Consider the following 24,919-nt stretch of genomic DNA (forward strand, 5'->3'; position numbering starts at 1 on the left):
GGCGCGAGCACTTCGGTGAGCGCCGCGCGGGAAGCCGGGGTCGGCCGGTGCGTCTAGGAACGGAGTGCGTGCTGCTGGATCCTGCGGACCCACCACACGACGACGGTGACCGCAGCGGCACCGATGACGGCGCTCTGGGCGCTGGTGGTGACGACGAGGACCACGAGCAGGGTCAGGAGACCGGCCGCGAGTGCTTCGAGCTTGTACAGGGGCCAGATCGTGCCGGCGATGTCCACACCGTCGGTGCGCTCACGGTGTATCCGGGGGTCGAGCACGGACATCGCGGTGCACCTCCTGTAGGCCGAGCGACTGTAGGCCGGGCGGAATTCTTTCTTCAGGATAGGCGCAGGGAAGAGTTCGGGCCACCGAACTCGACGATCGGGCGGCGACTGCTACAACGATTGTGTTGACTGGTCGGTATGCCACTGCACGGAGAATACGAACCGAGTCCCGTCGAATGGAGCGCCAAGCAGGTCGAGGAGTACGAGTCGTCGGGCGGAACCCGCGGCACCACCCTCCAGGGTCGACCGGTCATCATTCTGACCACGGTCGGCGCCAAGTCCGGCAAGCTCCGCAAGATCCCTCTCATGCGGGTCGAGCACGAGGGTAGGTACGCCGCTGTCGCCTCGCTCGGCGGTGCACCGAAGCATCCCGTTTGGTACCACAACATCGTCGCGAACCCGCACGTCGAGGTCAGGGACCGCACCGAGGTGTGGGACATGACCGCCCGCGAGGTCCACGGCGAGGAGAAGGCGCAGTGGTGGGAACGTGCCGTCGAGGCGTTCCCGCCCTACGCGGAGTACCAGGAGAAGACCGACCGCGAGATCCCCGTCTTCGTTCTCGAACCGGTCGAAGGCCCGTAGACCGAGCACGCTCGGACGGACTGTGCTGCTACCCCCTCGATGCGGATCCCGCCGTGGTGGTCGAATCGGGGGAGTGGCAGCATTGACGGGTGACCTCCACTTCGCGAACAGCAGAACCGATGACTCTGACCGCCGTGCCCTGCGCGGCCGACATCGATGCGGCTGCCGAGCGAATTTCGGAGGCGGTCGACCCAACGCCGCTCGAGCGCAGCCCTCGACTCTCGGCGCTCGTAGGCGCCAACGTCTACCTCAAGCGGGAGGACCTCACCCGGGTGCGGTCCTTCAAGCTCCGTGGGGCGTACAACGCCATGGCGCAGCTCGACGCGGCCGAGCGCGCCGCGGGCGTCGTCACGGCCAGCGCCGGTAATCACGCGCAGGGTGTCGCCTACGCGTGCCGGGTGATGGGAATCCAGGGCCGGATCTACGTGCCCACCCGCACTCCCAAGCAGAAGCGCGATCGGATCCGTGTCCACGGCGGCGACAGCGTCGAACTCATCGGTGTCGGCGACACCTTCGACGCCGCGGCCGCAGCGGCAGCCGACGATGCGATCCGCACCGGTGCGACGATGATCCCGCCCTTCGACGACGCCCGCACCGCTGCCGGGCAGGGCACCATCGCGCGCGAGGTCCTCGAACAGCTCGACGGCGATCTCGACGTCGTGCTCGTCCCCGTGGGCGGGGGCGGCCTCATCGCCGGTGTCGCCGCCTATCTGCGCGAGCGGTCCCCACGCACGTCGATCGTCGGCGTCGAGCCGGCGGGTGCAGCGTCGATGACCGCCGCGCTGGTCGCGAGCGGTCCCGTCACGCTGCCGGAGGTCGAGCCGTTCGTCGACGGCGCTGCGGTCAAGCGGATCGGCGACGTCCCCTACGCCGTGGTCTCCGAACTCGGTGCCGAGGTCGTGTCCCATTCGAGCCTGCCGCTCGTGGCTACGCTGCGCCGGGAGGGGCTCGGCCGGGCCCCGTTCGGGATGACCCAGATCGACGAGGGTGCGCTGTGCACCACGATGCTCGATCTGTACCAGAACGAGGGCATCATCGCCGAGCCCGCCGGCGCCCTGTCGGTCGCTGCCCTCGAGTCGATCTCGGTGCAGCCCGGAGCGAACGTGGTGTGCCTGGTGTCGGGCGGCAACAATGACGTCTCACGCTACGGCGAGATCATCGAGCGGTCGCTCGTCCACCGCGGGCTCAAACACTATTTCCTCGTGGACTTCCCCCAGGAGCCCGGCGCACTGCGGCGGTTCCTGGACGAAGTCCTCGGGCCGGACGACGACATCACCCTGTTCGAGTACGTCAAGCGCAACAACCGGGAGACCGGCGCTGCCCTCGTCGGTATCGAACTGGGTGCCGCAGAAGACCTTTCGGCTCTGCTCAATCGCATGGACGCGTCGCCGATCGACGCGCAGCGACTCGAGCCGGGGTCGCCGGCCTACCGTTATCTGACGTAACCGGGTGGCCCGGTCACGTCACGGTTGGTGTGCGGTCACCAGCGATTGCACACCAGCCATGGGCCCCACCAATAGCAGTCGGGCCGCCAGTAGTGGTTCCGGTGATGGTCGCGGTCGTACTTCTTGTCGTGATGGTTGTAGTTCTTGTCGTGATCGTGGTGGTCGTACTTTCCGTGGTCGTCGTGTCCTCCGCTGACATTCACGATCCCGGGTGCTGTGTCGACGGTGGGGGTCGCCGATGCGACTCCGGCGGGAGCGAGGACGAGGGCGGTGCTGAGGAATACACTCGCCAGAATCTTCTTGGGTTGCATGGTGATTCACCTCGAGAATTCGACGGTACTTGAGACGGTACTCGCCCACTCGTGGCATAATCAACGACTTTTTTCGCCTGACGAACGTTATCGGCGGGGCATCTCGGGAGCCTCCAGGATCGCGAAGGACCAGCCCGGGATCAACACTGCGGACTCGGTACGGTTGACCACCGGTTCGTCCCACCAGAGCAGTGGTTTCCCGCCGACCGGCACGGTGACGGGGTCGGGTCCGAGATTGCACGCCACGCGCAGCGCCCCGCGGTGCACGACGAGCCATTTCTCGTCCTCGTCGTACGTCACGTGCACGTGCTCGAGCCAGGGATCGGTGAGCTCGGCACGGTCCCGCCGGAGCGCGATGAGCGCGCGGTAGCACTCCAGCAACCGGGCGTGCCCGCCCTCGTCGCGTTCGTCCCAGCGCAGCTTCGAGCCGATGAAGGTCTCCGGAGCCTGCGGGTCGGGTACGTCGGCGGCGTCCCAGCCGTGTTCGGCGAACTCGCGCCGGCGACCCTCGACCACGGCCGCGGCGAGTTCCGGTTCGGGATGCGACGTGAAGTACCGGAAGGGTGTGCTCGCACCCCACTCCTCGCCCATGAACAACATCGGCGTGAACGGGGACGTGAGCACGAGCGCCGCCTTGAGGGCGAGCTGACCGGGCTCGAGATAGGCACCCGGCCGGTCGCCGAGCGCCCGGTTGCCGACCTGATCGTGCGTGCAGGTGTAGGCGACCAGACCGCTCGCCGGCGTGCGCCGGGTGTCGAGCGGGCGCCCGTGGACCCGGCCGCGGAAGCTCGAATACGTCCCGGCGTGAAAGAAGCCGTGCCCGAGCGTGTACGCGAGGCAGTCCAGCGAACCGAAGTCGCCGTAGTAGCCCTGCCGTTCACCGGACACCGCCGCGTGGATCGCGTGGTGGACGTCGTCGGCCCACTGCGCGTGCAGTCCGTATCCACCGCCGGGCCGGGGAGTGATCAGCTTCGGATCGTTGAGGTCCGATTCGGCGATCAACGACAGGGGGCGGCCGAGATGGGCGGACAGGCGGAACGTCTCGACCGACAGTTCCTCGAGGAGGTGTGTGGCGGTGTGGTCGATCAGCGCGTGCACGGCGTCGAGCCGGAGGGCGTCGATGTGGAAGTCGCGGAACCAGCGCAGCGCATTGTCGAGGATGTACCGGCGCACCTCCCCGGATCCGGGACCGTCGAGGTTGATGTTGTCGCCCCAGATTCCCGGGGCCGCGGAGAGATAGGGACCGAAGCGGCCCAGATAGTTCCCCGACGGACCGAGATGGTTGTAGACGACGTCGAGTGCCACCGCCAGTCCGCGCGCGTGGGCGGCGTCGACGAAACGCTGCAGGGCATCGGGGCCACCGTAGGGTTCGTGCACCGCGTACCAGAGCACGCCGTCGTAGCCCCATCCGTGGGTGCCGTTGAACGCGTTGAGCGGCATGAGTTCGACGAACTCGACACCGAGGTCCACGAGTTCGTCGAGACGGTCGATCGCCGAGTCGAGTGTGCCCTCGGGGGTGAAGGTCCCCACGTGCATCTCGTAGACGATGCTTCCTGTCAGTTGCCGGCCGGTCCAGCCGTGGTCGGTCCACTTCGTCTCGTCGAGCACGTGGAGCTGCGACGGCTCGTGCACGCCCTCCGGCTGCCGCGGAGATCGCGGGTCGGGAAGGACCGTCCCGGTGTCGTCGTCGAGCACGAAACCGTATCGGGTGTCGGGAGCGACGCCGACGGTGGTGCGCCACCAGCCGTCGTCGCCGCGTTGCATGTCGTGGAACCGTCCGTCGGCGAACAGTCGGACGGACGACGGGATCGGAGCCCAGACCTCGAAGGTGTGCACTCGACCAGCATGCCGTGTCGGAGGCGTCGGTGCAGGGGATGGCGCCACCGGCGTACCACCCTGCCGCGCGTCAATTTTGTTGCAGCTGCAATGCACTCGATACTGGGGGAGTGAACCCGAATCCCGAGCGAGCCCGCCGACGGTACACCTCGCCGTTGCGGGAGGAAGCGGCCCGCCGAACCCGCGAGACGATCCGCGACGCCGCGGCGCGGCTGTTCGTTCGCGACGGCTACGTCAGCACCACCGTCAAGAACATCGCGGACGAAGCGGGTGTGGCGGTGCGGACGGTGTTCACCGCCTTCCCCGGCGGCAAGGCGGAGATCTTCCGCGAGGCGCTCGATCACGCGGTGGCCGGCGACGGCGATCCGCGCGCGAGCGAGGCGACAGATCCGGAACCGTCCCATGCCGGCGGCGTGGTCTCGCACGTCGACCTCGTGGTCGAGCAGGTGGTCCGCTACGGCACCGCGATGCTCGAACGCGCGGGCGGGCTGCTCATGACCTCCGTGGAATCATCGGGGGCGGACCCCGACATGCGTCGTTTCGCCGCGGACGACGCGAAGGCGACGGCCGAGAACGCCCGCACCCTCGCGGAAGGACTCGAACATGCCGGCTGGCTGCGCGAGGACGTCACCGTCGAGCACGCGGCCGATGTCCTGTTCACCCTGAGTTCCCCACAGGTGCACGCGCTGCTGAGGCGAGACCGCGGATGGGACGTCGACCAGTACCGTCAGTGGCTCTCGGGAACGCTGCGCGCGACGCTGTTGCGACGAACGGCGCCGTGACGGAGTCGGTTCAGTCGTCGCCGCAGTCGTCGAGGTAGAGCCACTCGCCGTCCTCCCGCACGAACCGGCTGTGCTCGCGCATCGAGTCGGGCACCCCGTCCGCCGTCCAGTGCGCGCGGAAGTCCACCGTGCCGGTCGTATGCAGGAATCCGCCTCCGGTGATGTGCAGGACCTCGAGCCCGGTCCAGCGCTGACCGGGGTCGAACTCGATCGAGCGCGGACGTGTGGACGGGTGCCAGGTGCGCAGCAGGTGCGCCGCGTCGCGCGTCGCGAATGCCGTGTACCGCGAACGCATCAGCCGTTCGGCGGTGGGCGCGCTCGCACCGGCCAGCAGCGGCCCGCAGCATTCGGACAGGGGAACGCCGCGACCGCACGGGCACGGGGAATCCGGCCGGGTGTCGGTGCTGCGGTCGGCTCTGCTCATGGCCACAGTCTCCCCCGATGGGCTCGATCGCCCGGCCTCGGGGCGGTCAGAGCGGGAGCGGACGATGCCGGGCGTGAATGATGTTCTCGGACCGCGCGCTCCGGAGCGCTCCGTGATGCAGAATGCCGGACATGAATGCGCAGCGCTATGTCGGGGTCGTGGGGCCGGGTGAAGCCACGCCCGAACAGCGACGCCTCGCCCGCCAGGTCGGGGGACTCCTCGCCGGACGCCGGGCCGTCGTGGTCACCGGCGGTCTCGGTGGGGTGATGGCGGCAGCCTGCCGTGGCGCTGTGGAAGCCGGTGGGACGACCCTCGGCCTGCTGCCCGGAGACGACCGTGCCGAGGGCAATCCCTATCTGACGGTGGCCGTTCCCACGGGCCTCGGAGAGATGCGCAACGCGCTGCTCGTGCGCAGCAGCGACGCGTTGATCGCGGTGGGTGGAAGCTGGGGCACCATGAGCGAGATCGCGCTCGCGGTCCGCATCGGTGTTCCGGTCATCGCGATCGGCGGTTGGCGGATGCCCGCCGCCGGAGTGCTCGATGTCGAATCGCCCGCCGAGGCCGTCGAGTGCCTGCACGCACTGTTGTGGCGCAAGGACCCGATGTGAGCCGACCGTGACGACGCAGTAGGCACGACACCGTAGACGCGACGCAGTAGGCACGACNGAGCAGGAATCTACGAGCCGGAGTTGGTGAGCTCGTAACGGCGGCGGTACTCCTCCTGGGACGTCTCGCTGATGTCGACGTCGGTGGCGCGGGCGCGCAGGGCGTCGACGGTGGCCTCCTCACGCGGGATGTGCTCGAAGGGATCCCAGTCGAAGAACTTCGCGGTGTTGGCGAAGGTGATCTTGTCGATCTCCTCGTCGGTGCACTCGCATGCGTCGAGTTCCTCCTCGAGCATCTCGGGGGAGTTCGGCCACGTCGAGTCGGAGTGCGGGTAGTCGCATTCCCACGCGATGGTGTCGACGCCGAGCCGGTGACGGTTGTTCAGTCCGCTCGGTTCGGTGATGTAGCAGGCGAGGAAGTTCTTGCGCCACACGTCCGTCGGGCTCATGCCGGCCGGCAGGAAGCTGGTGCCGGTCCGAGACTGGTTGACGACGTGGTCGTCGATGCTGATCATCACCATGTCTTCGGCCTTCATCGAAACCTCTCCCTGACTGCGCAAAGTCCTGCCGGCGACGGCGCTCGCGATGAGGACTAGATTTTCCGTGCTCGAGAACGTAAACCAAGGACCTTCGACCGTGAGAATGTAATTCTCCATTTCGTGATCGACTACGCCGAGGGGTGATTGCATGTCCGGCCCGACGGGTGTGCCGGGGTGGTTCGGCAATCGAAAATGACAAGAATGCTTGACATGGAATGACAAGCATAGTTTACTTTTGGTGTGACCGACACACCGAGGAGCAACCGGGTCCGCGAATTCCGCAAGAAAGCGGGACTCACCCAGGCCGCGCTCGGCGACGCGGTCGGCGTCAGCAGACAGAGCATCGTCTCGACGGAGAAGGGTGACTACGCGCCCAGCGTGTACCTCGCCCTGCGTCTCGCCCTCACACTCGACAGCACGGTCGAGGAACTGTTCCCGCTCACCACCTAGGAGCCCTCATGACGGTCTTCGTGAAAACCGCGCGCTTCATCGGCGATCTGGACGACGAATTCTACCGCGACGAACGTCAGCGAGACGTCTGGAACGAAGCATCGGCGGTGGGATTCCAGTTGTCCCTGTGGATCGCGCTGGTGGCGGCGGCGCTGCTCCCGTGGCTCGCCGGCCGGCCCGGGGCGTGGACGGCACTGGGCATCCTCGTGGCCTGGTTCGTCGTGTCGATCGTGACCCAGTTGTACGCGCGGCAACGCGACGTCGACCTGTACGCCACCGCGAAACTGTGGCGACCCCGCAGTGCCGCCGCCGCCGCGCTCTATCTCGTCGGCGTCGCCGGCATCTTCCTCCGCCTGCGTTACGAGAGCCATCCTTTCGAGAACGACGCCGCGACCTGGGCGGGGCGGGTCGTCGGCGCGGCGGTCGTCATCGTCCTCGCAGGACTGGTTCTCGCCTGGAGTCGGCGACGCACCCAGCGCCGGCTCGACGCGGAGGAAGCGCTCGACGCGCTCGAGGACTAACGCGCGCGGACGAGTGCTGCGACCGGCTGGGAGTCGAGCAGATCGGCGACCCGCACCCGACCGGTGAAGGAGCGTCCGGTCAGGGCATCCGACCAGTCGCCGTCCGGCAGGTCGACGGTCGTGTCCTTCCACCCCGAACGCGACAGCGCCACGGTGCGGCGGGAGGCCACCGCGAGGACATCGAGGTCGTCTGGCGCCGGACCGCGGCCGAACGCGAGCAGGTGCTCGGCGGCCGGGCCGGTGGCGAGGACCGGAACGTACGCCCCGCCGACGAAGCTCGCGGGTCGTTCGCGGCGCAACCGGAGCGCGGTGCGCACGATCGTGAACTTCGCCGGCGCCGAATCAGGGGCGTCGAGCAGCCGCCGTCGGACGTCGAACTCCACCGGCCGCCGGTTGTCCGGATCGACGAGCGAGTCGTCCCACAGTTCGGTGCCCTGATAGACGTCGGGGACGCCGGGGCCGAGCAGTTGCAACAGTTTCTGGCCGCACGAGACGGCCGCGACGTGCGGTTCGACCTCGGTCACGAAAGCGGTGAGCTCACCCGCGACCGGTCCGTCGATCACCGCGTCCAGCCAGTTGCCCACCGCGGTCTCGAATTCCTCGTCGACCTCGGTCCACGTGGTGCGGGTTCCGTTCTCGCGCAGCGCCTTCTGCGCGTACGCATGTACCCGTTCGCGCAGCTCGTCGGTCACCACTCCGTCGAGCGGCCAGACTCCGAACAGGGTCTGCCACAGGAACAGTCCGATCGCCGGATCCGGTGCGGGCGCCGACTCGTTCCACTGCCCGAGCCGACGGGACCACACGTCGGCGACCTGCGAGAGCACACCGATCCGCGCCCGGACGTCCTCGCTGCGTTTGGTGTCGTGGGTCGACAGGGTGGTCATCGCCCGCGGCCAGTGCCGTGCCCGCTGGGTCCACGCGAGGTGGAACTCGGCCGGGGTGGCCGAGAAACGGCCGGGTTGCCCGCCCACCTCCTGCAGCGAGATCAGCCGCGCCGCCCGATAGAACAGGCAGTCCTCGACCGCCTTGGCCGTCGCGGCACCGCACACCTGGCCGAAGCGGGACGCGGCCTCACCGCCGAGGGCCATCGCCCGGGCGAACACCGCGAGCGCAGGATCGAGCACGGGTTGCGTCCGCGCGAGGTCGCCGACGATGCGCGGCACCAGGGTCGCGAGCGGCGCGTAGTCGGCGCGGTAGACGGGAAGCTGTGCGGCGACTGCCATCACGGCCTCGCGCAGGGACGCGTCGTCGCAGCCGGTGTCGCCGGTCTCGCGTCGGATCGCCCGCACGAGGCGGCGCACCTCCGGCGCGAGCCCGCTGCCTAGCACCGATCGTTTGAGGTCGTGTTCGCGGGCGTGCAGCCACGGCGCGTCGCCTTCGGCGCCGGTGAACCTGCGCGACAGGGCGTTCAACTCCGACTCGCCGGACGGATCGACGAACACCGTCGACAGTTCGCCGAGTGCGTCGTAGCCGGTGGTGCCGTCCACCGGCAGCGTCGCATCCAGCGGTTCGGCATCGCCGAGGATCTTCTCGATCACGAGCCACCGCTCGGGGCCGATCACCTCGCGTAAGCGCGCGAGATAACCGGACGGATCGGCGAGACCGTCCGGATGGTCGACGCGGATCCCGTCGACCAGATCGTCGGCGATCCACGACGCGACCTGCTCGTGCGTCGCGTCGAACACCGCGGGATCCTCCACCCGCACCGCGGCGAGATCGTCGACGGTGAAGAAGCGGCGGTATCCGATCAACCCCGAGTTCCACGCCACGAGCCGGTAGGCCTGCCGCGCGTGGACCTCCTCACCGGTGCCCTCGTCGGTCCCGGGAGCGATCGGGAATCGCTTGTCGTAGTAGGCGAGCATCGGCTCGTCGCCGGAGCGGTCGACGGTCAGCTCCTGCACCGCGTCGTCCGATCCGAGCACCGGCAGAGCGATCCGACCGTCCACACCGTTGTCACCAGCGAGGTCGAGATCGAAGAACGACGCGTAGCGCGATCCGGAGCCGTGCTTCAGGACGTCCCACCACCACGCGTTCTGACGTGGGTCGGCCACCCCGACATGGTTGGGGACGATGTCGACGACCAGCCGCATGCCCCGTGCGCGTGCCTCCCGCGACAACCGTTCCAGGCCCTCGCGTCCCCCGAGCGACTCGGAGACCGTGCCGGGATCGACCACGTCGTATCCGTGGGTGGACCCGATCGTCGCGCTGAGGACGGGGGAGAGGTAGACGTGCGAGACACCCAGGGCGTCGAGGTAGTCGAGCAGGGCGACGGCGTCGGCGAAGGTGCACTCGTCGCCGCGCATCTGGAGTCGGTAGGTGGACAACACCGGCGCAGTATTCCCCGCGCCGGCGCCGTTCACACCTGCCGACTCCGTACCGCCGGTGGTCACCGGGTCTTCCGGAGCACCAGAACCGAGCGTGCCTGCACCCGGACCGGCTTACCGGCGACGACCGTCTCCTCGCGCAGACCGTCGGGAACGTCGGTGTCGAGCGCGACCGTCCATTCCTCGGCGTGCGGGCCGTCGGGGGTGACGAACTCGATCGGTTCGTGATGGGCGTTGAAGCACATCAGGAACGAGTCGTCGACGACGCGCTGCCCCCGCTGATCGGGTTCGGGGATGCCCTCGCCGTTGAGGAAGACCGCGAGCGACTTGCCGAAACCGCTGTCCCAGTCCTCGGGCATCATCTCGTCGCCGGCCGGTGTGCGCCACGCGATGTCGCGGGACTGATCACCGCTGCGGATGGGCCGGCCCTCGAAGAACCTGCGACGCCGGAAGACAGGGTGGTCGGTGCGCAGCGCGATCACGTTGCGGGTGAACGCGACCAGGTCGGCGTTGGACTCGGCGAGCGACCAGTCCACCCACGAGAGTTCGTTGTCCTGGCAGTACACGTTGTTGTTGCCCTGCTGGGTGCGACCGAACTCGTCGCCGTGGGCGAGCATCGGCGTGCCCTGCGACAGGATCAGCGTCGCGAGCATGTTGCGCTGCTGGCGCCCGCGCAGCGCAAGGACCTCGGGATCGTCCGTGGGGCCTTCCACACCGCAGTTCCACGACCGGTTGTGCGACTCACCGTCGCGATTGTCCTCGCCGTTGGCATCATTGTGTTTCTCGTTGTACGACACCAGATCCGCGAGGGTGAACCCGTCGTGGGCGGTGACGAAGTTGACCGACGCGCCGGGACGGCGGCCGGTGTCCTCGTACAGATCCGACGAGCCGGTCAGGCGCGACGCGAACTCGCCGAGGGTGGCCGGTTCGCCGCGCCAGTAGTCGCGGACCGTGTCGCGGTACTTGCCGTTCCACTCCGTCCACTGACCGGGGAAGTTGCCCACCTGGTAACCGCCCTCACCGATATCCCACGGCTCGGCGATGAGCTTGACCTGCGAGACCACCGGATCCTGCTGGACGAGATCGAAGAAGGCCGACAGCCGGTCGACGTCGTGCAGCTCGCGCGCCAGGGTCGACGCGAGATCGAACCGGAAGCCGTCGACGTGCATCTCGGTCACCCAGTAGCGCAGCGAGTCCATGATCAGCTGCAGGGTGTGCGGGTGACGGGCGTTGAGGCTGTTGCCCGTTCCCGTGTAGTCCATGTAGTAGGCCTTGTCGTCGTCGACGAGGCGGTAGTAGGCGGCGTTGTCGATGCCGCGGAAGCAGATGGTGGGACCGAGATGGTTCCCCTCGGCGGTGTGGTTGTAGACCACGTCGAGGATCACCTCGATGCCCGCCTCGTGGAAGGCCCGCACCATCGCCTTGAACTCGGCGACCACGGCGCTCGGCTTGGTCGACGACGAGTACTCGGCGTGCGGCGCGAAGAACCCGAAGGTGTTGTACCCCCAGTAGTTCCGCAGCCCCTGGTCGAGCAGCACCTGGTCGTGCATGAACTGGTGCACGGGCATCAGTTCGATCGCGGTGACGCCGAGATCGAGGAGATGGTCGATGATCGCCGGGTGCGCGAGACCGGCGTAGGTGCCCCGCATGTGTTCGGGGACGTCCGGATGCGTGGCCGTCATGCCTTTGACGTGGGCCTCGTAGATGACCGTCTCGTTGTAGGGGCGGCGGGGATGACGATCCGTCGCCCAATCGAAGAACGGGTTGATCACCACGGTCGTCATGGTGTGGCCCAGCGAATCCAGGCGGGGAAGCTCTGCGGCGGCGTCGGAGGTCTGCCCCGTCGCGATCGCCTCGGGCTCGGCGTCGTCGGTGGACACGGCGTCGCCGGTGTCGGTGTCCTCGGTGTCCTCGGTGTCGGTGTCCTCGGTGTCGTCCGTGCTCTCGTCCGAGGCGCTGTCGGCCACGGGCTCGGCACCGGGCAGCGGGTACGAGAACAGCGACGGGTCGCCGTCGAACGACCCGTCGAACGCCTTCCCGTACGGGTCGAGGAGCAGCTTGCTCGGATCGCACCGGTGACCGTTCTCCGGATCGAACGGACCGTGCACGCGGTAGCCGTAACGCTGGCCGGGGGAGACCGTCGGAAGGTAGGCGTGCCAGACGTAACCGTCCACCTCCTCGAGCGGGATGCGGGTCTCGGTCCCGTCACGGGAGATCAGGCACAGCTCGACCTTCTCGGCGATCTCGGAGAACAGTGCAAAGTTCGTGCCCGCCCCGTCGTAGGTCGCGCCGAGGGGATAAGGGGATCCCGGCCACACTTCCAGGCGCTCGGGCATCTCGTCGCTGGCGCTCGCTTCGGTGGTCTCCATGCCCGCCAACAGTAGTCTTCCGGCGGTCCCGGCACCGGGTGAGCGCGTCACCACCAGCCGGTGGCGGGACCGAGTTGTCGGCCGAGCTCGGGCGTCAGCGTCCGGACGTAGGTCGTGGTGAGGTGGTTCTCGTCACGATAGATGAGGATGTTTCCCTCCACCGCCCGGCACAGATCCTGCCGGCAGAACTTGTCGGACAGGTCGAGCAGCGACACGGTGGGCAGGTGCGCGGATGCGGCGACGGCCGGGTCGATCGGGTCCAGCGCCTCCTCGCGCGGCACCCCGCACGTCTCCGCGGTGCCGCCTCCCGCAAGGCAGTCGGCGGCCCGATAGGCGAGATCGCCGCGGAACAGCCACGGGTTGTCGCGGATCGCCACCACCGGGATGCCGTAGTCGGCGAGCGTCTCCCACAGATCGACGTACCAGAACGGAACGAAGTCGCCCGGCCCTTCGCCCTGGGCCTTGGTGCGCGTCGACGTGGTGAACACGTAGTCGGGCGGATCCGCGCGCAGTTCGGCGAGCACGGCGGTCGACCATGTGTCGCACTCGACCGTCGGGGACTCCTCGACGAGCGGGGCGAGGGGATCGGAGAGCGGGCACCCGACCTTGAGATAGGTGTCGAGGCGGAAACCGTGTTCGATGCCGAGCGCGTCGAGCGCAGCGAGCCAGTGCTCCGAGTGCGACCCCCCGACGATCACCATGCGTCGCGTCGCGAGCGGGTCGCCGTAGGTACAGGTCAACGGTGTGCGATTGGTGTGCTGGGCGATGCAGTTGTCGAGCGTCGCGGGAGGCAGGTCGCGATGGGCGACGAGCAGCGGCGGTTGCACCGGTTGCGGCTCGGTGGAGACTGCGGGATCGAACACCGCAGCGCCGGGATACAGCTCCGTCGGTAGGGCAGTGACGCCTTCGAGGGTCTCCGTCGAACGGTCGACGTGGGTGTGCCAGAGGTTCGCGGCCCCGACGAGAGCGACGGCCAGGACCGTCACGAGACCCACGAGCGCGGTGCGGGACGGCCGAGGGGGTTCGACGCGGCGGATGGGGTCCTCGAACCACCGGGTCGACGCCTCGGCGAGCAGCAGCGACAGGGCGATCACGACGAGTCCGCCCACCAGGCCGACGGACGGGTGCCCGCGCACGATCAGGTAACCGATGAGGATCGGCCAGTGCCAGAGGTACAGCGCGTAGGCGATCGCCCCGAGGCGCACCATGGGCGCGGATGCCAGCAGTCGCGCCGACGGCGTGTCGTGCTCGGCGCCGGAGTCCGAACCAGGGCCGGAGCCGGAGCGGATGCCCGCGACGACGAGCGCCATCGCCGCCCCGACGGGGACGAGTGCCCACGGCCCGGGGAAGAGGGCGTTGCCGTCGAGGACGAAGCCGCACGCGAGCAGCACCGCGAGTCCGAGCGCACCGAGCACGATCCGCAGCGCGCGCGGAACCCGCAACCACGGCGACAGGCACATCAGCAGTCCGCCGAGGGTCAGCTCCCAGGCACGGGCGGCACTGTCGTAGTACAGCCACGACTGTGGCCGGTCGGCGAGCACCGCGTACGCCAGCGACGCCGCGGTGAGGACGGCCAGCAGCACCGTCAGGGGCAGGCGGACCGGCACCGACATCCGGCGCAGCAGCCACGCGGAGCCGAACACCACCACGAGCGCTGCGATGTAGAACTGGCCCTGCACGGCGATCGACCACAGGTGCTGGAGCGGGCTGACCATCGGATCCGCGGCCAGATAGTCGCTCGCCGTGCGGGCGAGGTACCAGTTCTGGAAGAAGAGCAGTGACGCCCCGGTCTGGTCGGCCACGTCGAGCCACCGCGTGAACGGCCGCAGCACCACCGTGGCGGCCGCGACGGCGGTGAGCACGACGACGAGCGGAGGCAGCAGACGACGGCCGATCCGCCGCAGGACGGGACGCGGATCGAGCGGGGCCGAGGAGTCGGCCGTCCTCAGGAGCGTGCCCACGAAGAAGAAGCCGGAGAGCGCCAGGAAGACGTCGACACCACCGGAGACGCGACCGAACCAGACGTGGAAGATCACCACGAGCGCGATCGCGAGACCGCGCAGTCCGTCGATGTCGGCACGGCGCGCGGGGCGCGTGCCTGTCGTCCGCGCACCACTCTCGAGTTCCGGTCCCGAGGTGTGGACGGACATGTGACGGATACCCCCGGTGTCTAACGTGTGCGGCTGTGCTGCGAACCGGGCGACGAGCGCACCGGCCGATTGCCGTGAGCGTCGTTCACGGCAACTCGGGCAGACTACGCGGCTGCGGGCGGCGACTTCCAACCGCCTACAGTCTGGGCGTGGGCAATTCTCCTCTCCCGGTCGAGCGGATCCGCACCCTCGACGCTCGGCACCTCTGGCACCCCTACGGCGCGTTTCCGGCGACCACCGAATCGTTGGTGGTCGACCGTGCCCACGGTACCCGGATCGTCCTCGCCGACGGTCGTGAGCTGGTCGACGGCATGAGTTCGTGGTGGGCCGCGGTGCACGGATACGGGCATCCCGTCCTCGACGCGGCGGTCCGCGATCAGTTGGACCGGATGAGCCACGTGATGTTCGGAGGCCTCACGCACGAGCCGGCCGCGCGTCTCGCGGAACTGCTCGTCGACATCACCCCCGACGGTCTCGACACGGTCTTCCTCGCCGACTCGGGTTCGGTGTCGGTGGAGGTGGCCGTGAAGATGGCGGTGCAGTACCAGCGTGCCGTCGGTAGACCGGGACGGCGTCGCCTGCTCACCTGGCGCGGCGGCTACCACGGCGACACCTTCGCCCCGATGAGCGTGTGCGATCCGGAGGGCGGCATGCACGCACTGTGGACCGACATGCTCGCGCGGCAGGTCTTCGCCCCCGCCCCACCGGCCCGTTTCGATCCCGACTACGTCGCGCACTTCGAGGCGATCCTGCTCGAGCACGTCGACGAGCTCGCCGCGATCGTGGTCGAGCCGGTCGTCCAGGGCGCCGGCGGCATGCGCTTCCACGACCCGCGGTATCTGCGCGAGCTGCGCAGGATGTGCGACGAGCACGGACTGGTACTGATCTTCGACGAGATCGCGACCGGTTTCGGGCGCACAGGCGAACTCTTCGCCGCCGACCACGCGCAAGTGAGCCCGGACGTGATGTGCGTGGGTAAGGCACTCACCGGCGGATACATGACCCTCGCGGCGACATTGTGCACGCGGGCCGTCGCCGAAGCGATCAGCGCGGGGGAGGGTGGCGGTGTGATGCACGGCCCGACCTTCATGGGCAACCCGCTCGCGTGCGCCGTCGCCGTCGCGGCGGTCGAACTGCTGCTCTCCCGCGACTGGCGGGCCGAGGTGGCGGCGGTGAACGCGGGACTGACGGAGGGACTCGCGCCGGCACGCGAGTTGCCGGGGGTCGCGGACGTCCGCGTCCTCGGAGGCATCGGCGTGATCGAACTCACCGATCCGGTGGACATGCGCGCGACGACCGACGCCGCCGTGGCGGCCGGGGTGTGGCTGCGGCCGTTCCGCAATCTCGTCTACACGATGCCGCCCTACATCTGCTCGGCCGACGATCTCGCGGCGATCACCTCGGGGATGATCGCCGCCGTCGGCGCGAATGCTCGGTGACCGAAGGGGTCAGCGGACGGCGGTGAGGAACCCCGCGATCGCGCCGGTCCACGAGATGGACGGTGAAGCGGTCCGCCAGGGCGGATGCCATACGCGACCATTCGTCCCCGGTCGCGATGCTGCTGTGCACGACGACGAGACCCGGACCCTGCCCGAGCTTGCGGAATCCGATCGTCGTTCCGTCCCGGGATTTGATGTGGACGACCACCTCCCATGCCGTTCGTCGGGGTCTGCCGAACCGTCCGAGCCTACGACCCGAGCCGACCGACGTGACGACTTGAACGGTGTTCAAGTATGGTCACCGCTCATGACCGCACATCCCGCCCTGGCGTGGCTCGACGACACCGCAGCGGCGCGACGCGCAGCGGGCCTGCACCGCGACCCCGTCGTCCGAACCCCCGGCACGACCGTCGTCGACCTCGCCTCCAACGACTATCTCGGCCTGACCCGCCATCCCGAGGTCCTCGCGGGAGCGACCGCTGCCCTGCGGCGATGGGGAGCCGGCGCCACCGGATCGCGGCTGGTCACCGGCACCACCGCCGAACACGAACTCCTCGAACGCGAACTCGCCGACTTCGTCGGGGCCGACAGCGGCCTGGTGTTCTCGAGCGGATACGCCGCGAACCTCGGTGCCGTAGCCGCCCTCGGTGGCAAGGACGCACTGATCGTCTCCGACGCCGGTGGTCACGCCTCGCTCGTCGATGCGTGCCGGCTGTCCCGCTCGAGGATCGTCGTCACCCCGCACAACGACGTCGACGCGGTCGCGCACGCCCTCGCGACCCGCACCGAGGCCCGCGCGCTCGTCCTGACCGACTCGGTGTTCAGCACCGACGGCGACCTCGCGCCGCTGCGGGAACTGCATCGCGTCTGCCGAGCGCACGGCGCGTTGCTCCTCGTCGACGAGGCCCACGGGGTAGGAGTCCGCGGCGCGGGGGGCCGCGGACTCGTCCACGAAGTGGGCCTCGCCGGCGAGCCCGATGTGGTCGTCACCGCGACGCTGTCGAAATCCCTTGCCTCCCAGGGCGGAGCCGTCCTCGCCGACGGGCGTGTGCGGGAACATCTCGTGGACACCGCGCGCACCTTCATCTTCGACACCGGACTCGCCCCGGCCGCCGTCGGTGCCGCCCGGGGTGCGCTGAAGGTGCTGCGCGCCGAACCCGCACGTGCCGCTGCCGTGCTCGAGCAGGCCGGGTGCTTGGCTCGTCTCACGGGCGTCGAGGCGCCGCCGTCCGCCGTGGTGTCGGTGATCCTCGGCGACCCGCGCGTCGCCGCCGACGCCGCGGCGCGGTGTCGCGACCGCGGCGTGCACGTCGGCTGCTTCCGGCCGCCCTCGGTTCCGGCCGGTACCTCGCGGCTGCGCCTGACGGCACGCGCGAACCTCACCGACGACGAACGCGCCCTCGTCGACGAGGTGCTCACCGACGTCCTCGCGGGAGCCCGGGCGTGAGCATCCTCGTCGTCACCGGCACGTCGACCGATGTGGGCAAGACCGTCGCGACCGCGGCACTCGCCGCGAACGCCGTGGCCGCGGGACTGCGGGTCGCGGTGTGCAAACCCGCCCAGACGGGCGTGACGGACGACGGGCCGGGCGACCTGCAGGAGATCCGGCGACTGGCCGGGGACCGTGTCCGGCTCGTCGAACTCGCGCGGTATCCCGATCCGCTCGCACCGGATACCGCCGCGCGGCGCAGCGGACGCCCGATGCTCACCCTCGAGGAGATCGTCGACACCGTCCGGATTCTCGACACCGAGTACGACCTCACCCTGGTCGAGGGGGCGGGAGGTCTGCTCGTCCGGCTCGGCGCGGGCGGTTTCACCCTCGCCGACGTCGCGGCCGCGCTCGGAGCGCCGGCGGTGATCGTCGCCGCCGCGGGACTGGGCACGCTCAACCACACCGCGCTCACCGTGGCCGCGCTCCGCTCGGCGGGGATCGAATGTCCGGGGGTCATCGTCGGATCCTGGCCTGCTGCACCGGATCTGGCGGAGCAGTGCAACCTCGACGACCTCCCCGACGTCACCGGCGTCCCCATCGTGGGCAGGATCCCGGCCGGCAGCGGCGCTCTCGACGCCCGCGTCTTCGCCACCCGTGCCTCTCGGTGGTCGGATCTGCCGCTCCCGACGAAACGGCGTGCGGGCGGATCTTCCGCTGTACTGTGATGGATGCCACATTGCAACTGGCCTGTTCCCATCGTGTCGGCCGGCGCGACATGCCGATACCCGCTACGGAAGGGACATGTCGACCGCTCGGCCCGGAGGTACGGATGTCCATCAGCGAATTGCAGGAACTTCAGCGCACCGCCGCCCACCTGCGCCAATGCCTCGGATCCCTACGATCGCGCTACGGGGACGCAGCCCCGGTGAAGAGGCTGTCGAACGACGTCGAACGTCTCGACATCGACATACGCGACTTCGCCGAACATCCTCCGCGCGAGGTCGTCAACGGCCTCGGTCAACGCATCCCGATTCCCGATACGCCGTACGACGACTCGTTGTTCCGCGGAACGGATACGGACGACGAAGGTCTCGGCGGGCTGCACGGCTCGCGGTGAGCACCTCCGAGGCGACGCCGGCGGCGCGCGGTGAGCCGGCCACCGGCGTCCGATCCGAGGGCCGCGCACGGATCACCGCGCGGACGCTGCGGACCGACCGCTGGTGGCAGACACCCGCACTCACCGTCCTCGGTCTCGGTGTGTTCGTGGTGTACGCGACGATCCGTTCGTTCGTGCGCAGCGCCTACTACGTCGAGGACTACCACTACCTCACGCCGTTCTATTCGCCGTGCGTGAGCGCGTCCTGCGTGGACGGCGCCCGCCATTTCGGCACGTGGGTCGGCGAACTCCCGATGTGGATCCCGCTCGCCTTCCTGTCGTTGCCGTTCCTCCTCGGCTTCCGGCTGACCTGCTACTACTACCGCAAGGCCTACTACCGATCGTTCTGGTTGTCGCCGCCCGCGTGTGCGGTCGCCGAACCGCACCGGCACTACACCGGGGAGACGCGGTTCCCGCTGATCCTGCAGAACTCGCACCGCTACTTCTTCTACGCCGGCTTCGTGGTGTCGCTGATCAACACCTACGACGTCGTCCTGTCCTTCCGCGGTCCGAGCGGGTTCGGCATCGGACTCGGCAACCTGATCCTGCTGATCAACGTCGTGCTGCTCTGGGGCTACACGTTGTCATGCCACTCTTGCCGGCACGTCACCGGAGGCAGGCTGCGGCACTTCTCGAAACACCCCGTGCGCTACCGGATCTGGACGTTCGTCTCGAAACTCAACACCAGGCACATGCAGTTCGCGTGGATCACGCTGGGAACCCTGATCCTCACGGACTTCTACATCATGCTCGTGGCGAGCGACACCATCGCCGATCTGCGGTTCATCGGCTGACGCGCACGGCACGACACCGGCCGCACCGGAGGAGGGGGAACACGGATGGTGGATGTCGAACGGCACAAGGTCGACGTCGTCGTGATCGGAGCAGGCGGCGCCGGGCTACGCGCGGTGATCGAGGCGCGGCAACGCGGCTTCTCCGTCGCCGTGGTGTGCAAGTCGCTGTTCGGCAAGGCCCACACCGTGATGGCCGAGGGCGGATGTGCCGCCGCGATGGGCAATGCCAACCCCCGCGACTCCTGGCAGGTGCACTTCCAGGACACGATGCGCGGCGGCAAGTTCCTCAACAACTGGCGGATGGCCGAACTGCACGCCCGCGAGGCCCCCGACCGCGTGTGGGAGCTGGAGACCTACGGAGCGCTGTTCGACCGCACCCCCGACGGACGGATCAGCCAGCGCAACTTCGGCGGCCACACCTATCCGCGACTCGCCCACGTCGGCGACCGCACCGGACTCGAACTCATCCGCACGATGCAGCAGAAGATCGTGTCGCTGCAGCAGGAGGACCACGCCGAGCACGGCGACTACGAGGCCCGGGTGCGGGTCTTCGCCGAATGCACCATCACCGAACTGCTGAAGGACGACGAGGGACGCATCGCCGGTGCGTTCGGATACTGGCGCGAGACCGGGCGTTTCGTGTTGTTCGAGGCGCCCGCGGTCGTCATCGCCACCGGTGGTATCGGCAAGTCGTGGAAGGTCACGTCGAACTCGTGGGAGTACACGGGCGACGGTCACGCCCTCGCCCTGCGTGCCGGCGCCACCCTGATCAACATGGAGTTCGTCCAGTTCCACCCGACAGGGATGATCTGGCCGCCGAGCGTGAAGGGCATCCTCGTCACCGAGGGTGTGCGAGGCGACGGCGGAGTGCTGAAGAACTCCGAGGGGGAGCGGTTCATGTTCTCCTATATCCCGCCGGTGTTCAAAGGCCAGTACGCGGAGACAGAGGAGGAGGCCGACCGCTGGTACGAGGACCAGGAGAACAATCGCCGCACGCCCGACCTGCTCCCGCGCGACGAGGTCGCCCGCGCCATCAACTCCGAGGTCAAGGACGGCCGGGGGACTCCGCACGGCGGAGTCTTCCTCGACATCGCCTCGCGGATGCCGGCCGACGAGATCATGCGCCGCCTGCCGTCGATGCATCACCAGTTCAAGGAACTCGCCGACGTCGACATCACCGCCGAAGCCATGGAGGTCGGCCCGACCTGCCACTACGTGATGGGCGGCATCGAGGTCGACCCCGACACCGCCGCTGCGGCAGTCCCGGGGCTGTTCGCCGCCGGGGAATGTTCCGGTGGCATGCACGGATCGAACCGGCTGGGCGGGAATTCGCTGTCCGATCTGCTGGTCTTCGGTCGCCGGGCAGGTCTCGGCGCCGCAGACTACGTGCAGAGCCTCACCTCGCGGCCGATCGTCGGCGACGCCGACATCGACGCCGCCGCCCGTGCGGCGCTCTCGCCCTTCGATCCGGCCGACACCGATCGCGCCGAGAACCCGTACACCCTGCACACCGACCTGCAGCAGGTCATGCAGGATCTCGTGGGCATCATCCGGCGCGCGGACGAGATCGAACGTGCCCTGCGCGAACTCGACACCCTGCGCACACGGATCCGCAACGTCGCGGTGGAGGGCCACCGCCAGTTCAACCCGGGCTGGCATCTCGCCCTGGACCTGCGGAACATGCTCCTCGTATGCGAGTGCGTCGCGCGGGCCGCGTTGCAGCGCACCGAGAGCCGCGGGGGACATACCCGCGACGACCACCCGTCGATGGACTCCGAATGGCGTCGCACTCTGCTCGCCTGTCGCCTGGACGGCGGCCACCCGTTCGTCCCCGACGTGACGGTCACCGCCGAACGGCAGCAACCGATGCGTCCCGACCTGCTGGAGCTGTTCGACATCGACGAACTCGGGAAGTACTACACCGACGAGGAACTCGCGGATCATCCCGGAGGGAGGGGTTGAGATGGGATACCAGGCGGCGTTCAGGATCTGGCGGGGCGACGCCGACGGCGGGGAACTGCGGGACTACACCGTCGAGGTCAACGAAGGGGAGGTCGTCCTCGACATCCTGCACCGTCTGCAGGCCACCCAGGCACCGGATCTCGCCGTGCGCTGGAACTGCAAGGCGGGCAAGTGCGGATCGTGTTCGGCGGAAGTCGACGGTCGCCCGCGCCTGACGTGCATGACCCGCATGTCGCTGTTCGATCCCGACGCGACGATCACCGTGACCCCGATGCGCACCTTCCCGATCATCCGAGATCTCGTCACCGATGTCTCGTTCAACTACCGCAAGGCACGCGAGATACCGGCTTTCGCGCCGCCTCCTGATCTGGCGCCGGGGGAGTACCGGATGCAGCAGGTCGACGTGCAGCGCTCCCAGGAGTTCCGCAAGTGCATCGAATGCTATCTGTGCCAGAACGTCTGCCATGTGGTGCGCGACCACGAGGAGAACAAGGAGGTCTTCGCCGGTCCCCGCTATCTCATGCGCATCGCGGAACTCGAGATGCACCCGCTCGACGTCGCCGACCGGCGCGACGTCGCGCAGGACGAGCACGGCCTGGGTATGTGCAACATCACCAAGTGCTGCACCGAGGTGTGCCCGGAGAACATCCACATCACCGACAACGCGCTGATCCCGATGAAGGAACGCGTCGCCGGCCGCCGCTACGACCCGATCGTGTGGCTCGGCAACAAGCTGTTCCGGCGCTGAGCAGGGAGCAGGGACCGGGCCGGACGCAGGGACCGGCTCAGTTCACGCGTTCGGCGACCAGCGGAACCAGCTCGTCGAGCGCGAACGGCACCGACAGCACCGAGTTCGTCGAGAACGCCGCGGAGATGTCGGAATCGCTGTCGAGCACGAGGAACCGGCCGTCGCGCACCGCCGGGATCTGCTGGAAGACCGGATTGTCGGTCACCTCGGCGGCCGGCACGTAGATCGGCAGCACGATCAGCAGGTCGGAGTCGAGCATGCCCAGGTTCTCGTCGGAGACGGTGATGAAGAAATCGTCCGTCGCCGCGGCCTGCACCTGCGGATTGTTCACGAAGCCGAGCTCGGTCATGAAGTCGACGCGCGAGTCGCCGACGACGTAGGCGCCCCACCCCTCCGACGTGTAGGAGGCGACGGTGACGGTCTTGCCCGCGAACTCGGGATTGTCGGCGGCGGCCTGCGCGAAATCCGCGTCGATCTGCGACAGCAGTTCGGCACCCTTGTCCGGGACACCGAGCGCCGCTGCCACGGTGGCCACCTGGTCGTCGAGCGACGTGAGGTAGGCGTCGCTGCCTTCCGGGCCGCCGACGGTCGGGGCGATCCCCGACAGCGTCTCGTAGCGGGCCGGCTCACCGGAACTCTTGGTGTCGAGGATCAGATCGGGCTCCTGCGCCGCGAGCATCTCGAAGGACGGCTCGATCGTGCCGATGAGCTCCGGCGGCGAGTCGTACAGCCCCTGCGCCCACGGCCCCACGCCGTCGCCGCCGAAGGCGAGCCAGTCACTCGCCGCCACCGGCTGAACGCCGAGTGCCAGTGCAGTTTCGGCGTCGCCCCAGCCCAGAGCCGCGACGCGTTCGGGGGCGGACTCGATGGTGACCTCCCCGAACTTCGTGTCGACCGTGACGGGGAAGGCGCCGTCGGCCGGTGCCGAACCGGAGTCGGACTCCGTGTCGGACGATCCGCACGCGGTCAGCACGATCGCGGTGGCCGTGAACAGAGCGGCGGAACGGAGCAACGCAGCGGATCGGCGTGTCATGACGGGCCTCGAGTCTGTCGAACAACAAGTGAGGCGATCCTAACCCGGCGGGGTGACCGAAGGTGAAAACCCGCCGGAAACCGCGCAGGGCAGCCGCTCGAGCGCGCACTATGTGTCCGTGACCCGACCTGACGACGGTCGGCCGGCACGGGCGAAACCGGTGCTGGCCTCCTTGATCCTCGTCGCCGCCGTGGCGAATTCGAACCTCGCCGTCGCGAACGTGGCACTGCCCGACATCGGGAAGGCGTTCGACGCGAGCCAGACCCAGCTCAACCTCGTCGCAGTCGGCTATTCCGTCGGTCTCGCCGCGTCCGTGCTCTACCTCGGTGCCGTCGGCGACCGTTACGGACGCAAGACGATGCTGCTGCTCGGCATGGCGTTGTCGGTTCCCGCCTCGGCGGTCGCCGGGTTCGCGCCGAGCACCGAGGTGCTGTTCGCGGCGCGGGTGCTCGGCGGTCTCTCCGCCGGTCTGGCGTTCCCCACCACCTTGGCCCTGATCACTGCACTGTGGTCGGGCGCAGCCCGCACGCGCGCGATCGCGTTGTGGTCGTCGATCGGTGGTGGCCTGACCGCGCTCGGCCCGCTCGTCGCCGGCACCCTGCTCGAACAGTTCTTCTGGGGTTCGGTTTTCCTGGTGACGATTCCGCTCGCGCTGATCGCTTTCGCCCTGACCTGGATATTCGTGCCCAGTCACGTCAACGAATCGACCGATCCGGTCGATCATCTCGGCGGTGTGGTCTCGATCGTGTTGGTCGGCTCGCTCGTCCTCGGCATCAACTTCGTGCCCGTCGACGGGATGGAGACCATCGCGGTGTCCGCTCTCGTGATCGCTCTCGTCGCGGTGATCCTCTTCGTCATGCGCCAGCTGCGAGCGGCGAACCCCCTGTTCGACCTGCGGGTCGCCCGGCGTCGCGTGTTCTGGGTCGCGGCCGTGGCGGGCATCATCGTGTTCGGCACCCTCATGGGCACGATGTACATCAGCCAGCAGTACCTGCAGAACGTGCTCGGATACTCCACGCTCGCGGCCGGATCGGCGGCGCTGCCCGCCGCTTTCGTGATGGTGCTGGTGGCACCGCAGTCGGCGAAACTGGTCGGGTCGCGCGGCTCCCGCTTCACCCTGCTGTCGGGTTACGTCGCGATCGTGGCCGGACTCGTCGTCGCACTGATGCTGTGGGACGAGGACGCGCACTACTGGGTGATCGCCCTCGGATACATGTGCCTGGGAGCCGGTGTCGGTCTCGCCGGTACCCCGGCCTCGCATTCGCTCACGGGGTCGGTGCCGGTCTCCCGCGCCGGAATGGCCTCCGGCACGGCCGATCTGCAACGTGATCTCGGCGGCGCGATCGTCCAGTCGATCCTCGGTGCCCTGCTCACGGCCGGGTACTCGGCCTCCCTCGCCGCGACGATCGCGGCGAGTCCGCAGGCCGCGGCCGTCGACGAGCAGACCGAGACCGCATTGGAGAAGTCGTTCGCGGGTGCCGTCGGGATCGCCGAACACTATCCGCAGTACGCGCCGCAGATCGTCGAGGCCGCCCGGTCGGCCTTCCTCGACGGCGACACCCGCGCCTACACGGCCGCGATCGCGATCGTGCTGGTCGGAGCGGCGTTGGTGGCCTTCGCGTTCCCCTCACGCACGGGCGAGATCGCGCTGCTCGAGCGGTACGCCGAGGAGGACGGTGACGCGGCGGTCGACTTCCCCGGGGAACCGGCCCACTGAACCCCGATCTTCACGCCGT

23 protein-coding genes are annotated in these 24,919 nt (G+C 68.7%); 14 read left to right on the top strand and 9 right to left on the bottom strand.

Going from position 1 to position 24,919, the window contains the following annotated elements; translation table 11 throughout:
- Positions 1-53: 53 nt before the first annotated feature.
- A complete protein-coding gene (locus QR64_RS11100) occupies positions 54-281 on the bottom strand; it encodes a hypothetical protein (protein ID WP_006554120.1) in 228 nt (75 codons plus the stop codon).
- Between the two features lie 138 nt (positions 282-419).
- On the opposite strand from QR64_RS11100, the gene QR64_RS11105 reads away from it, so the two are divergent.
- Positions 420-863 (top strand): nitroreductase family deazaflavin-dependent oxidoreductase, encoded by a 444-nt coding sequence (locus QR64_RS11105; protein ID WP_006554119.1) that lies wholly within the window; start codon positions 420-422, stop codon positions 861-863.
- Positions 864-982: 119 nt separating this feature from the next.
- On the top strand, positions 983-2,308 hold the full coding sequence (gene ilvA, locus QR64_RS11110) for a threonine ammonia-lyase IlvA (protein WP_019289740.1): 1,326 nt from the start codon (positions 983-985) through the stop codon (positions 2,306-2,308).
- A 35-nt stretch (positions 2,309-2,343) separates the two neighbouring features.
- Here ilvA and QR64_RS11115 read toward each other — a convergent pair whose 3' ends face one another.
- Positions 2,344-2,619 carry a hypothetical protein gene (locus QR64_RS11115; protein WP_019289739.1) on the bottom strand — a complete coding sequence of 92 codons (276 nt, stop codon included), beginning with the start codon at positions 2,617-2,619 and terminating at the stop codon, positions 2,344-2,346.
- Positions 2,620-2,706: 87 nt separating this feature from the next.
- Entirely contained in the window at positions 2,707-4,455 is a 1,749-nt protein-coding gene (gene treZ / locus QR64_RS11120) for a malto-oligosyltrehalose trehalohydrolase (RefSeq protein ID WP_039585198.1), read from the bottom strand.
- A 110-nt stretch (positions 4,456-4,565) separates the two neighbouring features.
- On the opposite strand from treZ, the gene QR64_RS11125 reads away from it, so the two are divergent.
- The gene (locus tag QR64_RS11125) at positions 4,566-5,237 is read left to right on the top strand and encodes a TetR/AcrR family transcriptional regulator (protein WP_006554115.1); all 672 of its coding nucleotides are present in this window, start codon (positions 4,566-4,568) and stop codon (positions 5,235-5,237) included.
- Between the two features lie 10 nt (positions 5,238-5,247).
- Here the strand turns inward: QR64_RS11125 and QR64_RS11130 are convergent, their stop codons facing one another.
- A complete protein-coding gene (locus QR64_RS11130; RefSeq protein WP_033097615.1) occupies positions 5,248-5,661 on the bottom strand; it encodes a YchJ family protein in 414 nt (137 codons plus the stop codon).
- Between the two features lie 122 nt (positions 5,662-5,783).
- Between QR64_RS11130 and QR64_RS11135 the strand changes: the two genes are divergently transcribed.
- Positions 5,784-6,269, top strand: a complete 486-nt coding sequence (locus QR64_RS11135) for a TIGR00725 family protein (RefSeq protein WP_006554113.1) — start codon at positions 5,784-5,786, stop codon at positions 6,267-6,269.
- 68 nt (positions 6,270-6,337) lie between these two features.
- Here the strand turns inward: QR64_RS11135 and QR64_RS11140 are convergent, their stop codons facing one another.
- Positions 6,338-6,802: a hypothetical protein gene (locus QR64_RS11140; RefSeq protein WP_235367100.1), complete on the bottom strand. Its 465-nt coding sequence runs from the start codon at positions 6,800-6,802 to the stop codon at positions 6,338-6,340.
- A 243-nt stretch (positions 6,803-7,045) separates the two neighbouring features.
- Here QR64_RS11140 and QR64_RS11145 point away from each other — a divergent pair, with 243 nt between their 5' ends.
- On the top strand, positions 7,046-7,255 hold the full coding sequence (locus QR64_RS11145; protein WP_006554111.1) for a helix-turn-helix transcriptional regulator: 210 nt from the start codon (positions 7,046-7,048) through the stop codon (positions 7,253-7,255).
- A gap of 8 nt (positions 7,256-7,263) precedes the next feature.
- Entirely contained in the window at positions 7,264-7,776 is a 513-nt protein-coding gene (locus tag QR64_RS11150; RefSeq protein WP_006554110.1) for a DUF2029 domain-containing protein, read from the top strand.
- On the opposite strand, the gene treY is transcribed toward QR64_RS11150, so the two are convergent.
- From treY to QR64_RS11165, 3 genes are read right to left on the bottom strand one after another with little or no spacing between them, the layout of a single operon-like run.
- Entirely contained in the window at positions 7,773-10,166 is a 2,394-nt protein-coding gene (gene treY, locus QR64_RS11155) for a malto-oligosyltrehalose synthase (protein ID WP_084222320.1), read from the bottom strand. The two genes, QR64_RS11150 and treY, sit on opposite strands and share 4 nt — an antisense overlap.
- Positions 10,163-12,469 (bottom strand): glycogen debranching protein GlgX, encoded by a 2,307-nt coding sequence (glgX, locus tag QR64_RS11160; protein WP_039585199.1) that lies wholly within the window; start codon positions 12,467-12,469, stop codon positions 10,163-10,165. Before glgX ends, treY begins: the two co-directional genes overlap by 4 nt.
- Positions 12,470-12,516: 47 nt before the next feature.
- Positions 12,517-14,619: an acyltransferase family protein gene (locus tag QR64_RS11165; RefSeq protein ID WP_039585200.1), complete on the bottom strand. Its 2,103-nt coding sequence runs from the start codon at positions 14,617-14,619 to the stop codon at positions 12,517-12,519.
- Between the two features lie 149 nt (positions 14,620-14,768).
- Here QR64_RS11165 and QR64_RS11170 point away from each other — a divergent pair, with 149 nt between their 5' ends.
- From QR64_RS11170 to QR64_RS11200, 7 genes are all read left to right on the top strand, one after another.
- Positions 14,769-16,058, top strand: coding sequence for an adenosylmethionine--8-amino-7-oxononanoate transaminase (locus tag QR64_RS11170; protein ID WP_039585201.1), 1,290 nt, complete (start codon positions 14,769-14,771; stop codon positions 16,056-16,058).
- A gap of 307 nt (positions 16,059-16,365) precedes the next feature.
- On the top strand, positions 16,366-17,505 hold the full coding sequence (locus QR64_RS11175) for an 8-amino-7-oxononanoate synthase (RefSeq protein ID WP_006554106.1): 1,140 nt from the start codon (positions 16,366-16,368) through the stop codon (positions 17,503-17,505).
- Positions 17,502-18,215 carry a dethiobiotin synthase gene (bioD, locus tag QR64_RS11180; protein ID WP_006554105.1) on the top strand — a complete coding sequence of 238 codons (714 nt, stop codon included), beginning with the start codon at positions 17,502-17,504 and terminating at the stop codon, positions 18,213-18,215. Before QR64_RS11175 ends, bioD begins: the two co-directional genes overlap by 4 nt.
- 104 nt (positions 18,216-18,319) lie before the next feature.
- Positions 18,320-18,607, top strand: a complete 288-nt coding sequence (locus QR64_RS11185) for a hypothetical protein (protein WP_006554104.1) — start codon at positions 18,320-18,322, stop codon at positions 18,605-18,607.
- Complete coding sequence (locus tag QR64_RS11190) at positions 18,604-19,440, top strand: hypothetical protein (RefSeq protein ID WP_006554103.1); 837 nt, start codon at positions 18,604-18,606, stop codon at positions 19,438-19,440. Before QR64_RS11185 ends, QR64_RS11190 begins: the two co-directional genes overlap by 4 nt.
- Positions 19,441-19,485: 45 nt before the next feature.
- Positions 19,486-21,402 (top strand): fumarate reductase/succinate dehydrogenase flavoprotein subunit, encoded by a 1,917-nt coding sequence (locus QR64_RS11195; protein WP_039585202.1) that lies wholly within the window; start codon positions 19,486-19,488, stop codon positions 21,400-21,402.
- 1 nt (position 21,403) lies between these two features.
- Positions 21,404-22,150 carry a succinate dehydrogenase/fumarate reductase iron-sulfur subunit gene (locus QR64_RS11200; protein WP_006554101.1) on the top strand — a complete coding sequence of 249 codons (747 nt, stop codon included), beginning with the start codon at positions 21,404-21,406 and terminating at the stop codon, positions 22,148-22,150.
- A gap of 37 nt (positions 22,151-22,187) precedes the next feature.
- Here the strand turns inward: QR64_RS11200 and QR64_RS11205 are convergent, their stop codons facing one another.
- On the bottom strand, positions 22,188-23,183 hold the full coding sequence (locus QR64_RS11205) for an iron-siderophore ABC transporter substrate-binding protein (RefSeq protein ID WP_006554100.1): 996 nt from the start codon (positions 23,181-23,183) through the stop codon (positions 22,188-22,190).
- Between the two features lie 112 nt (positions 23,184-23,295).
- On the opposite strand from QR64_RS11205, the gene QR64_RS11210 reads away from it, so the two are divergent.
- Positions 23,296-24,900, top strand: coding sequence for an MFS transporter (locus tag QR64_RS11210; protein ID WP_411908077.1), 1,605 nt, complete (start codon positions 23,296-23,298; stop codon positions 24,898-24,900).
- Positions 24,901-24,919 lie beyond the last annotated feature (19 nt).

Source organism: Rhodococcus sp. Chr-9, from assembly GCF_000801125.1.
In the GTDB taxonomy this organism is placed as follows: domain Bacteria; phylum Actinomycetota; class Actinomycetes; order Mycobacteriales; family Mycobacteriaceae; genus Rhodococcus; species Rhodococcus pyridinivorans.

Excerpts from the sequence above, each read along its gene's own strand:
- QR64_RS11100 (WP_006554120.1), bottom strand. The coding sequence starts at position 281 with ATGTCCGTGCTCGACCCCCGGATACACCGTGAGCGCACCGACGGTGTG.
- QR64_RS11105 (WP_006554119.1), top strand. The coding sequence starts at position 420 with ATGCCACTGCACGGAGAATACGAACCGAGTCCCGTCGAATGGAGCGCC.
- ilvA (WP_019289740.1), top strand. The coding sequence starts at position 983 with ATGACTCTGACCGCCGTGCCCTGCGCGGCCGACATCGATGCGGCTGCC.
- QR64_RS11115 (WP_019289739.1), bottom strand. The coding sequence starts at position 2,619 with ATGCAACCCAAGAAGATTCTGGCGAGTGTATTCCTCAGCACCGCCCTC.
- QR64_RS11130 (WP_033097615.1), bottom strand. The coding sequence starts at position 5,661 with ATGAGCAGAGCCGACCGCAGCACCGACACCCGGCCGGATTCCCCGTGC.
- QR64_RS11135 (WP_006554113.1), top strand. The coding sequence starts at position 5,784 with ATGCCGGACATGAATGCGCAGCGCTATGTCGGGGTCGTGGGGCCGGGT.
- QR64_RS11140 (WP_235367100.1), bottom strand. The coding sequence starts at position 6,802 with ATGAAGGCCGAAGACATGGTGATGATCAGCATCGACGACCACGTCGTC.
- QR64_RS11150 (WP_006554110.1), top strand. The coding sequence starts at position 7,264 with ATGACGGTCTTCGTGAAAACCGCGCGCTTCATCGGCGATCTGGACGAC.
- glgX (WP_039585199.1), bottom strand. The coding sequence starts at position 12,469 with ATGGAGACCACCGAAGCGAGCGCCAGCGACGAGATGCCCGAGCGCCTG.
- QR64_RS11165 (WP_039585200.1), bottom strand. The coding sequence starts at position 14,619 with ATGTCCGTCCACACCTCGGGACCGGAACTCGAGAGTGGTGCGCGGACG.
- QR64_RS11175 (WP_006554106.1), top strand. The coding sequence starts at position 16,366 with ATGACCGCACATCCCGCCCTGGCGTGGCTCGACGACACCGCAGCGGCG.
- QR64_RS11185 (WP_006554104.1), top strand. The coding sequence starts at position 18,320 with ATGTCCATCAGCGAATTGCAGGAACTTCAGCGCACCGCCGCCCACCTG.
- QR64_RS11195 (WP_039585202.1), top strand. The coding sequence starts at position 19,486 with ATGGTGGATGTCGAACGGCACAAGGTCGACGTCGTCGTGATCGGAGCA.
- QR64_RS11200 (WP_006554101.1), top strand. The coding sequence starts at position 21,404 with ATGGGATACCAGGCGGCGTTCAGGATCTGGCGGGGCGACGCCGACGGC.
- QR64_RS11205 (WP_006554100.1), bottom strand. The coding sequence starts at position 23,183 with ATGACACGCCGATCCGCTGCGTTGCTCCGTTCCGCCGCTCTGTTCACG.